Source organism: Mycolicibacterium helvum (genome assembly GCF_010731895.1).
GTDB lineage: Bacteria > Actinomycetota > Actinomycetes > Mycobacteriales > Mycobacteriaceae > Mycobacterium > Mycobacterium helvum.
In genome coordinates this window covers 1,158,799-1,171,966 of the sequence record NZ_AP022596.1, presented here as the reverse complement: position 1 = coordinate 1,171,966, position 13,168 = coordinate 1,158,799, and the positions used below count along the sequence as shown (strand labels likewise).

Here is a 13,168-nt window from a genome sequence, read left to right as displayed (position 1 = left end):
TGCCAAATCGTCGCAGTTCGAACGTTCATCGGAGGCCAGCAGGGTCGCAACGGACGATCGCACGGCATCAACAAGCACGCGTGACTAGGCTCCGACCATGACAGCAGCATGGGTAGGCGTCATTGGCGCCTTGGCAGGCGCAATCATCATGGCACTAGAAGCGCCATCCCGGGAGGGCGTTAGCATCCCGATCCCAAACCTTGCGGTGGTGTTGTCGGCCTGCTTGTCCAAACCTTGAACAAAGCTCGGCAGCTGGTTCAGTTGCGTCTCTTCGGGTCGAACGACCACGTCGACGGGCCGAGGCCGACTCTCGACTTCGCTGCTGTCCCGACGAACATCGCCAACGACTGTCGCGTCACGAATCGTGTCGGCCATCCCGACCTCCTCAACAGTCGCGGATCATGCCAGGTGGCTCCAACCGCGACGGGGCACTGCTCCGCGCCGCCGGACTAATTCGGCGAAAACGTACTGTGATCGCCAGGCCGAGGAACGCGTAGTCGCCTACCCCAAATTTTCTGTCACGCGCCCCCGTCATACTCGAAACCCTGTTCGTCGCACTCGATGTCGGGTGCCGCGGGTGAATTCTGCGCGAAGTCCTTCAATCTGCTGATAACAGTGTGTTAGGCAGTGGGCGGGCTAGGTGGCCACGTGCGGCGGCCGTCGACAACCCGAACACGAACGCCCACCAGCGTCGGGGAGGCAAGCCCATGCGTCATTCCACACGCGAATTGTCACGAAAACCGGAACAACTGAGCGCGGTTGATTTTCAGTCTCTCGGTGTCCGCGATCTGCTGGATGCACGCGACCAGTTTCGCGTCCACCTCGCCCACAAACCGAACGTGTTCTCCACCGCGGTCGGACGCTACCTCGTGCGCGACACCGATCCCGACACGCACGAGGTGAGCAATGCTCGCCTCAGCCATCGCCAACCCAAGGCCGCACCGCGCACGCTGCGAAATTCCAGCGTGAAGACGTGGTCGTGGCCGTGCGTCTTGGTGTTCGTCAAGCGGTGGCAAACCCTTGATGACTTGGCCAAACATCCCGAGGACGTGGTGCCACCGTTCATCTATATGCCCGACGGGCGCATCATCCCGGTATGCGTCGTCCTGGCGGAATCCGCGCATCTCTCCGCTCCCATCCTTGACCCCAGCCACCTGGCGGCTGACTCACTCGGCGTTGGGTCGCCGATCTATGTCGACGCCCAGGGGATGCGCCGTATGGGCACGGTGGCATGCCTGGTCTCGGATGGCAGCGACTTCTACGCCTTGACCAACACCCACCTGGCCGGCGTGGTGGGGCGGCCGGTGCGAGCTCTGCTTGACGGTGTTCCCGTCGTGGTGGGCAACACCCTTGGCGCGCCCCACCTGACCGAACGCACATTTTCAGAGGTGTATCCCAGCCTGCCCGGCAGGGATGCCGTGGTGAATATCGATGCCGCCATCGTCCGACTGGAAGATGCCAACATCTGGGACGAGTCCGTCCTGACGAAGCCGCTCGGTGACGTCAAAGACTTCGATGCCAGCACCGCCTCGCTGTCGTGGATCGGACAGCCAGTCGTCGGGCACGGCGCGGCAAGCGGAGAAATGCACGGAGAGATCAAAGCTCTTTTCTATCGCTACAAGTCGGTCGGCGGGCGCGACTACATCGCCGACTTCGTCATCGGGACCCGATCCGACGGGACGAGCGGCCCGCTGGTGACGCAGCCCGGTGATTCGGGATCACTGTGGTGTCTGGATGGTGTCATCGAGCCCGGTGAGCGTTCGCCGTTCGGACTGGAATGGGGCGGCCAGCAGATCACCGACGATCCGGCCGGCGGCCAATTCCTGCAGTTCTCGCTGGCCACGTCGATGGCGGTGGTCCTGCGGGAGCTGAATCTGGATCTGCTCTCCGGGCCGACGGCAGAACGCGTGCAGTATTGGGGGCCGGTGGGGCATTTCAAGATTGGGCAACAGGCCTGTTTCCTGGTCAAGAACCCGGCGCTGCGGAAGTTCTTCACGGCCAACGTCAACAACCTCAGCTTCCGCGACAACAACCAACTCAAGACGGCGACTGATCTGCAGGCCAAGGACTTCGTCCCGCTCAGCGATGTGCCGGACGTGGTATGGAAGACCACCATCAACAAGGTGAAGCCGAAAGTCGCACGGGTGATGGAAAATTGGAATCACTACGCCGATATCGACCTGCCCGGGGGAGACGGCCAATCGCTGCTGGAGGCCTATCAGGCCGACGAAGACTCGCTCAATCACAGCAACTGGATGGACTTCTACGACGACGCGCCCCCACCGAGCGCATCGACGTCGAAGACGAATAACCAAGGTGCGCTGCCCTTCCGGGCCTGGCAGATATTCGCCAAAATCGTGGAGTTCGCGCGGCAGGGAGACGGCGCACGCTTCCTCACCGCCGCGGGCTGCTTGGCGCACTACGTGGGCGACGCCTGCCAGCCGTTGCATTCCTCGCAGCACAGCGACGGCTTGAACGGAGCGCGGACCGGCGTGCATGCCACCTACGAGGACAATATGGTGGACGCACATGCGGATGACATCGCGCGCGAGATCAGCGGTGCCATCAAGAATCTGAGCTTCACGCCTCGCACAATTGGCAGCCCACGCGACGCGGCCAAGGCGGTCATGGATTTGATGATCTTCGCCCGAGACACGCTGCCTCCGGAGACGATTTGCACAACCTACAACAAGGCGCGCCCAGGCCAGCACACCAGCGCTACCAAAGCCCCCGCAGTTCTGGATGCGCTCTGGAACACGTGTGGAGAGCAGACCGTCGACGTCATCGCAGCCGGAGCCGTGACGCTGAGCGCACTGTGGGCGGCCGCATGGAAACTGTCCGGCGCGGCAAACGACTCGGACTGGCTGACCACCGTACTCGACGGCACCACAGATCTGATGCCCATCTATCAGGACAAGGATTTCCTGACCTCTCTGCACCTGAAGTATCTGGGTCAAGACGACCTTCCAGGATCCGACGCCCCACAAAACCCGCCTCCACCTCCCAGCAGCGCCCCTGCCAAGAAGGCTGCCCGCAAGGCTCCTGCGAAGAAGGCCTCCGGTAAGCAAGCAGCCCATCAGGCCGCGCCGGCCAAGGCTACGAAAAAGGCGGCGCGCAAACGCTAGGCGCCAATAGCACCCACCACCACAGTCATTCCGGCGGCAGGCCCTCCCAGTTGGAGCGGACCGTCAACCGCAGACGTCTCGAGAGGAGTACGCAATGACCATTCCGACGACGAAGCCAGACTTGGAATGTGACGTCGTCATGAAGGGTGGGATCACCAGCGGGGTGATCTACCCTCGCGCCGTCTGCACGCTCGCCCAGACCTACCGGTTGCGCTCGATCGGCGGATCCTCAGCGGGAGCGATTGCCGCCGCGGGTGCCGCCGCAGCGGAGTTCGGCAGAGCCTCCGGCGGATTCACGCTGCTGGAAGCTCTTCCGGCAGACATCACCGCACAGGAGAACGGGGAATCGGTTCTGTTCCGGCTGTTCCAGCCAACCAAGAAGACCCTGCCTCTCTACCGTGCGTTCACCGCCGGAATGGGCAAGCCCGCCGGGAAGATCCGCATCGCCGTGGCGTTGATCGCGGGCTACGGCTGGTGGGCCCTGCTCGGTGCGATACCGGGCATCGTGGTGACAGTCGCCTGTGCGCAGGGTCATGGGCTGGCGCTCGTTGCCGGAGTGCTCGCCGGCGTGGTCCTGGCACTCATCGGTGCGATTGTGGGAGTCGCGTGCGGCGCCGCCAGAACGCTGGGGACCGTGTCGTCGAAAAACTTTGGACTGTGCACGGGCATGCCCGGCGCCGGCGCAGCCGGGGCGCCGGCGTTGACGCCCTGGCTGCACGCGAAGTTCCAATCGATGGCCGGACTGTCCAGCGATAGCGGACCGCTGACCTTCGGAACGCTCGCCTCATCGGGCATCGAGTTGCGCATGATGACAACGAACATCACTCGCCGCCAACCGATGCCGATGCCGTGGGCAACGCAGGAGTATTTCTTCGAACCTGATCAAATGCGCAAACTCTTCCCAGCCGAGGTCGTCGACTGGATGGTGTCGCACCCACCGAGCGTAGGCTCGGATGGAATCCCACTGTCGCCTATTGATGTCCGCAAACGCGACCTGTTGCGGGCACAAGCAGGATCCAAGAAGCCATGGCCGAACCCCGACGACCTACCCGTCATCGTGTCAACCCGAATGAGCCTGAGCTTCCCGCTGTTGATCACCGCAGTTCCGCTGTACGCGGTGAACTACTCACTGGAAGCTAACCGCACGGCTCGTGCCGCGGCCGATGCCTGGTTGCAAGCCAACCCACACGCAACCTCAGCAGAGGGCGCAGCAGCACTGGGAACTGCCCCCACATTCGACGTCAACTGGTTCTCCGATGGCGGCATCTGCGCGAACCTGCCGGTGCACTTCTTCGACGCTCCGCTGCCGACCCGACCCACCTTCGCGATCGACCTAGAAAGCTTTCCTCCCGACATCCACAAGAGTTCTATCCAGACCGAGAACTGCTATCTCCCAGTCGAAAACGGCGAGGGCCTCCTGCGGCCCTGGACGACACTGCCCACCTCCGGTGTCGCAGCGCTCAGCTCGTTCCTGTCTCAGATCGTCGATACCGCCCGCGGCTGGCTCGACGCCGCACAGCTGGTAATGCCGGGCTACCGCGATCGTGTCGTCACCATCTACCACGACGACACCGAGGGAGGGATGAACCTGGCCATGAAAGAGGCCACCGTCACCGACCTCGCCGATCGAGGCGCGGCGGCAGCCGCGCTCCTCGTCGACAAATTCACCGGCACCCTAGGTGGCAAGCCAGCAGGGTGGGGATGGGAAAACCAGCGGTGGATCCGATTCCGCACCTCCACCGTCGGCCTCGACGAATGGATTCGCAGATTCAGAGCGGGATACGGTTTCGCCGCGCCCAACACCACTCCCTACCCCGCCCTAGCCGGACCGAACGCCACGGCCGATCTTCCCTCGTATCAATTCGGCAGCACCACCCGACGAAATCAAGCCAACGCGCAGACAGGGGAATTAACCACCCTCGCCGACACCTGGGCGACATCTTCCGCTCTATCGGCTGGCGCCCCACGGCCACGGCCCCGGTTACGGCCAACACCGGACGACGGCGCGACAGCCCCCAGCGCGGACCCTCCAATCCAGACGGTCCTCGACAGCGAGCCACCTGGGTAGCCCCGGATCATCGACGATCTGTGACATGCCCAGGCGCCCCAGGCCTCAGTCGGTGGTACATAGGCCGTTGTCGGTCGGCGTAAACATCCCCGGACGAGACGTCGGAACGCTGAACCCCGCTGCGCACGCGTCGTGACATTCCGTAACTGCTCTGCCAATCATTGGATTCCCGCGCGTAGAAAGCGTGACTCCTTTTTTGGCTCACCATGCAGGGAAATAGAATTCCCCACGGATAGTGTTGTGGCCGAACTACTATCAGCCAATAGTATCGCGGGCGAAGATCGCCGACTTGCACGATTGAAGGAGGACGAGTGGCGACGGCTGGATCGCTCGCAGAGTTGCGGTATCGAGACAAATTTCGCAGCTACCAGTTCGACGCCATCACTATGGTCCGCAAGTATCGCCGCGGCGTGTATGACGATGCGATGCGATCGGAGCCACCCGGTGCAGCCCTCGTGTGTCATCCGACTGGCACCGGCAAAACTGCAGTCATTGCCGGCTTGGCCCTGTGTGCCCCAGAGATCGGTAACGTGTTGGTGCTGACGACGCGGGAGGCGATCCGTGATCAGCTCGTACGCGAGCTGAGTGGCAATCTGTTCATCGGAACTGAAAAGTTCGGTCTCAGTGCCACGATTCGCTTGCCGAAGACCTGTTACTCCGTTGCCGATAGCAATGATCTGGCATCGGTCGAAACCCTGTTTACCAACGGCTGCGACTCTTTCGAAGATCCGCTGAAAGCGTTCGCCCAGAAGCAGTTTGACCGAATAATCGGAACACACCGTCACCGCGACCTTTCGACCGAACTCGCCCAAAACAGGTCAGTTGTGGTGATGACTGTGCAGATGCTCCTCGAATTGCAACGGCGTCGCGGACCCCATCAGCGAAAAATCTACGACGCGCTACGCAACCATGTCGACCTTATTGTGTTCGATGAGGGGCACTATGAGCCAGCGGCCAGATACAGCGAAGCTGTGCGGCAACTCGACAAACCGTTAGTCCTTCTCTCGGCAACGCCATTCCGCAACGACCTCAAAGCCTTTCGTATCGCGGCGGGCAACGTCGCTTTATACAAATACCAAACAGCAGTCGAGGACGAGTGGATACGCAAAGTGACTGTCGTCCAACGCGATCCAGCACCTCTGGAGCGGGAGTTCTGCGACGACGTTATCCAATACTGCGAAGGACTATGGGGTTCTGACTACTCCGCGTGGACACACCGGGTCATCATCCACTGCGAGGACGCCGCAAGCATCACAAGGCTCGGAGAGGCATTCATCTCGCGTGGGTTCAGCGGCCGGGTCGTCGGTATTCACGACACCTTCCCGGCACCGCAACCCGGCTCCTGGATGCGAAAATCAGTTCCCTCGCCCGCGCAAAGCGAGGCATTGATTTGGATCCACCAGTACAAGCTTCTCGAAGGAATCGATGACTATCGATTCCAGGTCTTAGCGTTCTTCGACCTGCTCAAGAATGTTCGCTCGGTAGTCCAGCAGGTCGGTCGTGTAATCCGTAAGGGCCCCAACGATGACGGACTCGCCTGGGTGCTCGATCACTTCCGCGAACAGATCGAGCAATCCTGGGGACTCTACGAAACCTACGATGCGAGCATCAACGAGGATCAGCTAGCCAAAACGCTGTCGCAGCAGCTGCTCGAGTCGTTTACCGATGCACAGCCAGAGGCGCTCTACATCGATCGAAAATTCCGGAGCCTCCTCCACGTGCGGCCGGGCGCAGACGAGCCGACAATGACGCCCGAGGAGATCGTTAAGGAAGTGCTGTTCGATCGAAGGGTGACTCTCCGGCAGCTTGAAGGTAAACCGACGCTCGATGATCTCAGCGAACAGGTTGAATTCGCGTTGGCGGAAGAAGATTACGAATTCACTCGCTACGACGTGTCCCACGCATCGCCGCACACCGTGATCTACCTGTGCGGAAAGGTCGAAAACGTCGGCTTCCTCAAGACCCGCTACTTCGCCGCAGCTCAGCTAGAGGCCAGGCTAATCATGATGTTCCCGAAGCTCGGTATCGTCGCCACAGCGAGCACTGGAGCAGGCAGCGGCGGAGACGGATTACGACACCTACATCCCATCCGGCCCAATCAACTCCAGTGCGTCGTTACTCCGGGCGCCCACGGCCGGGTAAGCATCGTTTCGTCCCGCAACACCAACCTGAGTAATCGCGTCGTCCGCCGCCGCACGATCGCAGCCCCGTCCATCGCAGACGTACCACCAATCCTTGACGAGCACGGCCACGTCGTATCAACAGTTACCGGCTACGACGGAACCTCTGTACAGGTCCTCGACGACATTGATGACATGGACGACGAAGCGTTCACCGACGACTCAAGCGTCAGCACCCGATCAGGGACATCACAGACTGACAGCGGGAACCAAACGGGCCGAAACGCCGACGTACGCCCGATCCGTCGCTACGTCGGCATGTCGACCGGACGGATATCGGAACAAGGTCCGCCACTAAGAGTCCGGGCCTTCCGGCGATGGGTCGAATCGCTCACCGCCCAAATCGCCAGCGCCAAACAATATCCCGAACTCTACGGACGCTATTCGAGCAGCGTTGCCGCCCCCACAGTAGGTGTGGCAGCCAACAATCTTCTCCTCGATATCACTGACCTCACCGATGAGTACCGATACGCCGGAGACAACGAAGACGAAAAGGGACAGCCGCTCGCCAGCGAAGACCTTTGCGTCGAACGCCAGAAGCTCACCGGCACAACAACAAACCCTGTCTCAGACTTCACCGTGAAGCTCAACCAGACGGACTACAACGTCGCGGCCGCGTTCAATCCCGTAACCCAGCGGTACAGTCTCCAATCACCGGAGATGGACGTGGACTTCGTGCAACTACCAGGGTTCCGAAAACGCTCAATAGTTCGCGCGCTCAATGACACCCAATCGTTCAATATCATCCCAGACGATCCGAACGTGATCTACGTCCACGGCAGCTTCTTTGCGCCCGGCCTCAAAATTGGCAACCGGTTCAACCCCGACGAGTTCTACGTCGGCCATTGCCTGTACCCCTCGCGGATCTTCAAAGACATCTCAAGCGAAAAAGGCGCCTTCGTCGCGCCGGGCGACCAATATGATCCTGACTGCCTGTTCGCGCTCATCGACGGCTGGGTACAGGTCGGATTCGATACCAGCGCACTAGATCTCGACACCGACTGGACCAAGCGGTTCCACCCACAGCCACTCAAATTTAATCCGTCCCTCGCCATCTGCGACGACATGAACAAAGAGACCGCAGACTTCATTTTGGCCGACGAGGATACAGATCACCGACGAGTAGTCATGGTTCACGCCAAGGCATCAAGCAGCTATCGCAAATACTCTGCGTCAGCCGTACAAGAGGTGTGCGCCCAAGCCCAAAAGAACACCACACTGTTCTCGACGTACTCACTTCGCAAGCCTCCCAACTTCTCTCACTGGGATAAGCCGCATACCTTTCCAGCGAAAGAGAAGAACACTCGAAAGAAAAAAGACAGGACGATGCTGACGATCAAGAGCCGCCTGAGAGCCTCAACCTGGCCTGATGTCGAGTCGGCGTGGGACCTGAGCCTGTCGAAGTTGTTGCGGAATCCATTGACGTCCAAGGAGATTTGGATCGTATTGGGTAACATGTTGTCCGCCAAAACACTAGCAGCGGAACTCGCAAAGCAGAATCCGAATCCTGAGGCCCTGCAACTCAATCACCTGTTGCAAACGACGATCGCCGCAGGAGCCAGTGTTGGAGCTAAGACGCGAATCTTCTGCGCACCGTGAATCCGAGTTATTCACCTACAGGGCGCCGCAAGTCAACACGATAAGGACAACCGCGATCAGCGATTACGTGCGAATGATGTTGGACCAGAACGTGTATTGCCGCCAGGTCGAGTGCCAACGTCAGCCGCCCAATCGGCATCCTGTGCAGTCACTGGACATGATTCCTCCTGCGGGCACCGGTCAGAAAAGGTCACCCACGTTCGGGGGAGGGACGGAGTCAGGAAACTCGGCTAGGAGCTCAGCGACTGATGTCCTTATGTCGTGAGGTGCACCTACACGCTCCAATCGCCCGTCGTCACCAACGTCGAATATCTGCGCCTTCATGTGCAGAAGATCCACCTTGACGACCTGGCTATACGCGTCGCCGTCAAGAGGCGAAACGAGACTCGCACGCACGGTGGTGTAGGCGATCGCGCGTTGGTGACGGGTGATCTGCGGCGCAACAAGTTCGCCAGTTCTTGTTTCCCGGCACGACCGTACGCTGACCGACGCCTTGCTGTTCACCGTCACTAGCCGGCCCTCGGGATCAACTGCAACGAAATCTTCCGGCTTCGTGGCCGTGCGCGTGCCGAGGACATCGGGGACCATACCGAGGAAGTCGTCTTGCGCACCCAGCAGTAAGTAGCCGAGAGAGACAAGCAACCGCCCCGTCACATGCTCTCCGAGATTACCGATCGCCACCCAGTTGCGGGCGTGCTGCCATCTAGCCAACCGAGCACGCAGGGCCCCAGCATCCGGTTCCGAGCTTGGACTGACAGCCACTCATTGATTGTGGTCGGTAGGTGCGGAAACGGGTCCATATGAGGCGATCAAGATCTGGACAACCGTGTGGTTCTAGGATCCGCCATCGAAAATGGAATTTGGCGTCCGCCATCTTGACCGGAATTTTGGAAACGCACTGGTAGAGGCGATGGCATCCGCCATGTGAAAGTGGAACCTACAGTCGTTGCGACGACTTTTGCTACCCGTGATTACAACGCTCAGCAGCCGCCCTCGGCGGCCGCGCGCACTGCGATGATCACCGCGGCCTGCTGCGCTGTCGACAACTGCCCCCAGGTGCTGTTGAACGTCGCCGGGCCGGCGGCTGCGTTGCTCTGCAACTCCTTGAGGAACGGCTCGACCAAGGTCGTCGGATCACCGCCCTTGGCGTCCATCCACGTCTTGGTGGCCATGCAGGCCTGCGCATATTGTTCTTCGGTCGATTCTGCGGGCACGTCAATGCGGGTGGTCACCCCGCCAGGCGATGTCCCTATGGTGCTCGACGGCGAAGCCGCCGCGGCCGACGACTGTGCGTTACTCGACGGCGCGGGTGTGGTGGAAGTGCTGTGCCCGCCACCGCCCGATGAGCACGCGGTCAGTGCCGCGACGCACGCAGCAGCGGCAAACAGGGAGCGACATCGGTACCCGCGCATGGATTCAATCTATGCAACACTGGCGGCCATGACGGAGCGCACCGGGTACCGGGAGTGTTGTCGGCACTAGCCGACCCCCGACTTTTCCCTGCAATTTCTCCGAAAGTCCCTCGTCATGCCGTATTCGGGCGCTGCCCTTTCTCTTGCCACATTTCCCTCTACTGCTCCAGCGGTATCCGCGCCGACCCGGTTGCGGTTACCCGACCTGTTGCACGCCACCGACCAGTACGCCGATCAGGTCCTGCGCGGTCAGTTCAACGAGTTGTTGCCCGCCGGTGGGCCGCCCGCCGACGAACGGTGGTTCACCCGGCTCTATGCCGACGACGAGCTCGACGTCTGGCTGATCAGCTGGGTGCCCGGTCATTTCACCGAACTGCACGATCACGGCGGGTCGTTGGGTGCGCTCACGGTGTTGTCTGGTGCGCTCCACGAATACCGTTGGGACGGTGAGCGATTGCACCGCCGTCGCCTCGACGCGGGCGATCAGGCGGCATTCCCGCTGGGCTGGGTTCACGACGTGGTCCGTGCGCCCGTCAGTGCACCGCCCGTCGCGGCCACGTTGAGTGTGCATGCCTACTCGCCGCCGCTGACCGCGATGTCGTATTACGAAGTGACCGAACGCAACACGCTGCGCCGCATGCGCACCGAGCTGACCGACGAACCCGAAGGACAATGAGCCGATGACCAGCCGAATCGATCGTATCCTGGGCGTCGCGAGGGAGCGGCTGCACCGATTGGAGGCCAGCGAAGTCCCGGCCGCCCTGCGTCGCGGTGCGATTCTCGTCGACATCCGACCCGCCGCCCAGCGAGCTGTCGAAGGGGAGACGGCGGCTGCACTGGTGATCGAACGGAATGTGCTGGAGTGGCGGTGCGACCCGACCAGCGACGCCCGGTTGCCCCAGGCGAAGGACCACGACGTCGAATGGGTGGTGCTGTGCTCGCAGGGCTATACCTCGAGCCTCGCCGCCGTCTCATTGCTGGACCTCGGACTGCACCGGGCCACCGACGTCATCGGCGGATATGAGGCGCTGGTCGAGTCCGGCGTGCTCGACGAACTCACTCCGGATCGGTGACGATCCCGCGCAGCCGATCGGTCTTCTCTGCCGTCCACCCGGGAGGCTGCATGATCCCTGCCCACGCGTTGACCACGTCGCGCACATAGCGGTGCCCGTGCCCGTCGGGCACATCGACGGCCACCGCCATGTCCGCCGACACCTGCAGGAACGTCACGATCGGAATCCAGTACATGTCGGCGGATACGTCGTAGCCGCGCGGTTCGCGCAGCCAATCCGGTTCGGCGAACAAAAGATCGGGGTTCCACCACGTGATCGGGTCCGAGGCATGCTGCAGGTAGACGATCCGCGGGTAACCCCACGGTTTGTCGGGTCGCCCCAGGTTCTCGGGTCGTGCGGCGAACCGGATGTTCTGGCCTTCGTCGAAGATCGGTAGCCACATCGGCGATCCCTCGTCGCGGTTGACCGTGACGTCGTTCCACATCGTGTTGTTGAACGTCGGGCCGGAGAACAGCGCCCCGTCGGTGCGCGCGATGATGTTGTTCGGGCTCAGGAACGGCGCCTCGCCGCCGAACGAGCCCAAACTTTCACCGAACACCACGATCTTGGGCCGCTGCGCCTCCGGTAGCTCGCGCAGCCGCGCGTCGACCGCTTCGAACAGTGCCTGGCCGGCCTGACGCGCGTTCTCCTTGTCCACCAAGAACGACAGCCAACTCGGCAGGAATGAGTACTGCATGCTCACGATCGCCGTGTCGCCGTTGTACATGTACTCCAGCGCGGAGGCTTCGGCTTCGTTGATCCAGCCCGTTCCCGTCGTCGTCGCGACCGCGATGACCTTGCGCTTGAATCCGCCGGCCCGCTCCAGCTCCCGGGCGGCGAGATCGGCGGCCGCCTTGATGTTCTTGGCGGAGTTCTTGCCGGCATAGGCGCGGATCGGCTCGACTGCGGGCGCGCCGTTGAATTTGGTGAGCTGCTCGACGGTGGGGCCACCGGCTACGAAGACTCGGCCCTGATGGCCCAAGGTATCCCAGGTGACCAGCGAGCCCGGCCCGCCTGATCGCAGCGGCGTGGTCGGGGCCGGATTATCCGAATCCATCTCGTCGTTGACCGAGGCGAAGGTGCTGTTCAGGACGCTCATGCTGCCCCTGACCACAATGCCGTTGAGCAGGGCGATCGCCACGCTCAGCAATATTGCGATCACAACCACGAACGAAACACGTGGCGGCGCAAAACGATTCAGCTGGCGCACCAGGAATCTGACGAGTCTGCCCACCAGCTGGCCGATTTCGACAAACAGGAACAACGTGATCACACCGATGAGCGCGGCTTGCGGGTAGTTGAACCACTTGAGCCGCGGCACACCCATCAGGTCACGGACATGGTCCTGCCAGACGTGGAACCAGTAGATCGTGAGGACCAGCCAGATGGCGCCGACGATCACGAGCACCGGCCAGGCCCATCGCGGTGGACGTGGACTGGTGGGCCGCGACAACATATAACGCAACAGCCAGACCGCGAAGACGCCGAGGCCGTACCCGATGGCGCCGGCGGCGCCGCTCACCAGGCCCTGAAATAACGGCCCGCGCGGTAGCAGCGACGGGCTGAGCGAAAGGCCCAGAAAGACCAGGCCCACCGCGGTGCCGGTGAACGTGTAACGCCGTTGCCACCAGTCCGGTTTGGGCTCGGGTTTCGGCTCCGGCGCGGAGGGTTGCTCGGTCGCGACCGCCGAGTCGGTGGGTTCGGTCTGTTCCGGCTCGGCTTCGCTCACGAC

General features: G+C 61.7%; 9 protein-coding genes. 5 read left to right on the top strand and 4 right to left on the bottom strand.

Annotated features, from left to right (window positions below; all coding sequences use genetic code 11):
* Nucleotides 1-84: 84 nt before the first annotated feature.
* Nucleotides 85-375 (bottom strand): hypothetical protein, encoded by a 291-nt coding sequence (locus G6N38_RS05255; protein WP_163746570.1) that lies wholly within the window; start codon nt 373-375, stop codon nt 85-87.
* 332 nt (nt 376-707) lie between these two features.
* Between G6N38_RS05255 and G6N38_RS05250 the strand changes: the two genes are divergently transcribed.
* The 3 genes from G6N38_RS05250 to G6N38_RS05240 all read left to right on the top strand — a co-directional run bounded on the left by G6N38_RS05250 (nt 708) and on the right by G6N38_RS05240 (nt 8,972).
* The gene (locus G6N38_RS05250) at nt 708-3,125 is read left to right on the top strand and encodes a Nal1-like putative serine protease (RefSeq protein WP_163745673.1); all 2,418 of its coding nucleotides are present in this window, start codon (nt 708-710) and stop codon (nt 3,123-3,125) included.
* Between the two features lie 94 nt (nt 3,126-3,219).
* Complete coding sequence (locus tag G6N38_RS05245; RefSeq protein ID WP_163746569.1) at nt 3,220-5,193, top strand: patatin-like phospholipase family protein; 1,974 nt, start codon at nt 3,220-3,222, stop codon at nt 5,191-5,193.
* A 311-nt stretch (nt 5,194-5,504) separates the two neighbouring features.
* Entirely contained in the window at nt 5,505-8,972 is a 3,468-nt protein-coding gene (locus tag G6N38_RS05240; protein WP_163746568.1) for a DEAD/DEAH box helicase, read from the top strand.
* Between the two features lie 180 nt (nt 8,973-9,152).
* On the opposite strand, the gene G6N38_RS05235 is transcribed toward G6N38_RS05240, so the two are convergent.
* Nucleotides 9,153-9,734, bottom strand: coding sequence for a hypothetical protein (locus tag G6N38_RS05235; protein ID WP_163746567.1), 582 nt, complete (start codon nt 9,732-9,734; stop codon nt 9,153-9,155).
* A 218-nt stretch (nt 9,735-9,952) separates the two neighbouring features.
* Complete coding sequence (gene lpqV / locus G6N38_RS05230; protein WP_163746566.1) at nt 9,953-10,384, bottom strand: lipoprotein LpqV; 432 nt, start codon at nt 10,382-10,384, stop codon at nt 9,953-9,955.
* 115 nt (nt 10,385-10,499) lie between these two features.
* On the opposite strand from lpqV, the gene G6N38_RS05225 reads away from it, so the two are divergent.
* Nucleotides 10,500-11,060, top strand: coding sequence for a cysteine dioxygenase (locus tag G6N38_RS05225; RefSeq protein WP_163746565.1), 561 nt, complete (start codon nt 10,500-10,502; stop codon nt 11,058-11,060).
* 4 nt (nt 11,061-11,064) lie between these two features.
* Nucleotides 11,065-11,457, top strand: coding sequence for a rhodanese-like domain-containing protein (locus G6N38_RS05220; RefSeq protein WP_163746564.1), 393 nt, complete (start codon nt 11,065-11,067; stop codon nt 11,455-11,457).
* On the opposite strand, the gene G6N38_RS05215 is transcribed toward G6N38_RS05220, so the two are convergent.
* Nucleotides 11,441-13,165 carry an alpha/beta hydrolase gene (locus G6N38_RS05215; RefSeq protein ID WP_163746563.1) on the bottom strand — a complete coding sequence of 575 codons (1,725 nt, stop codon included), beginning with the start codon at nt 13,163-13,165 and terminating at the stop codon, nt 11,441-11,443. The genes G6N38_RS05220 and G6N38_RS05215 overlap by 17 nt on opposite strands.
* Nucleotides 13,166-13,168 lie beyond the last annotated feature (3 nt).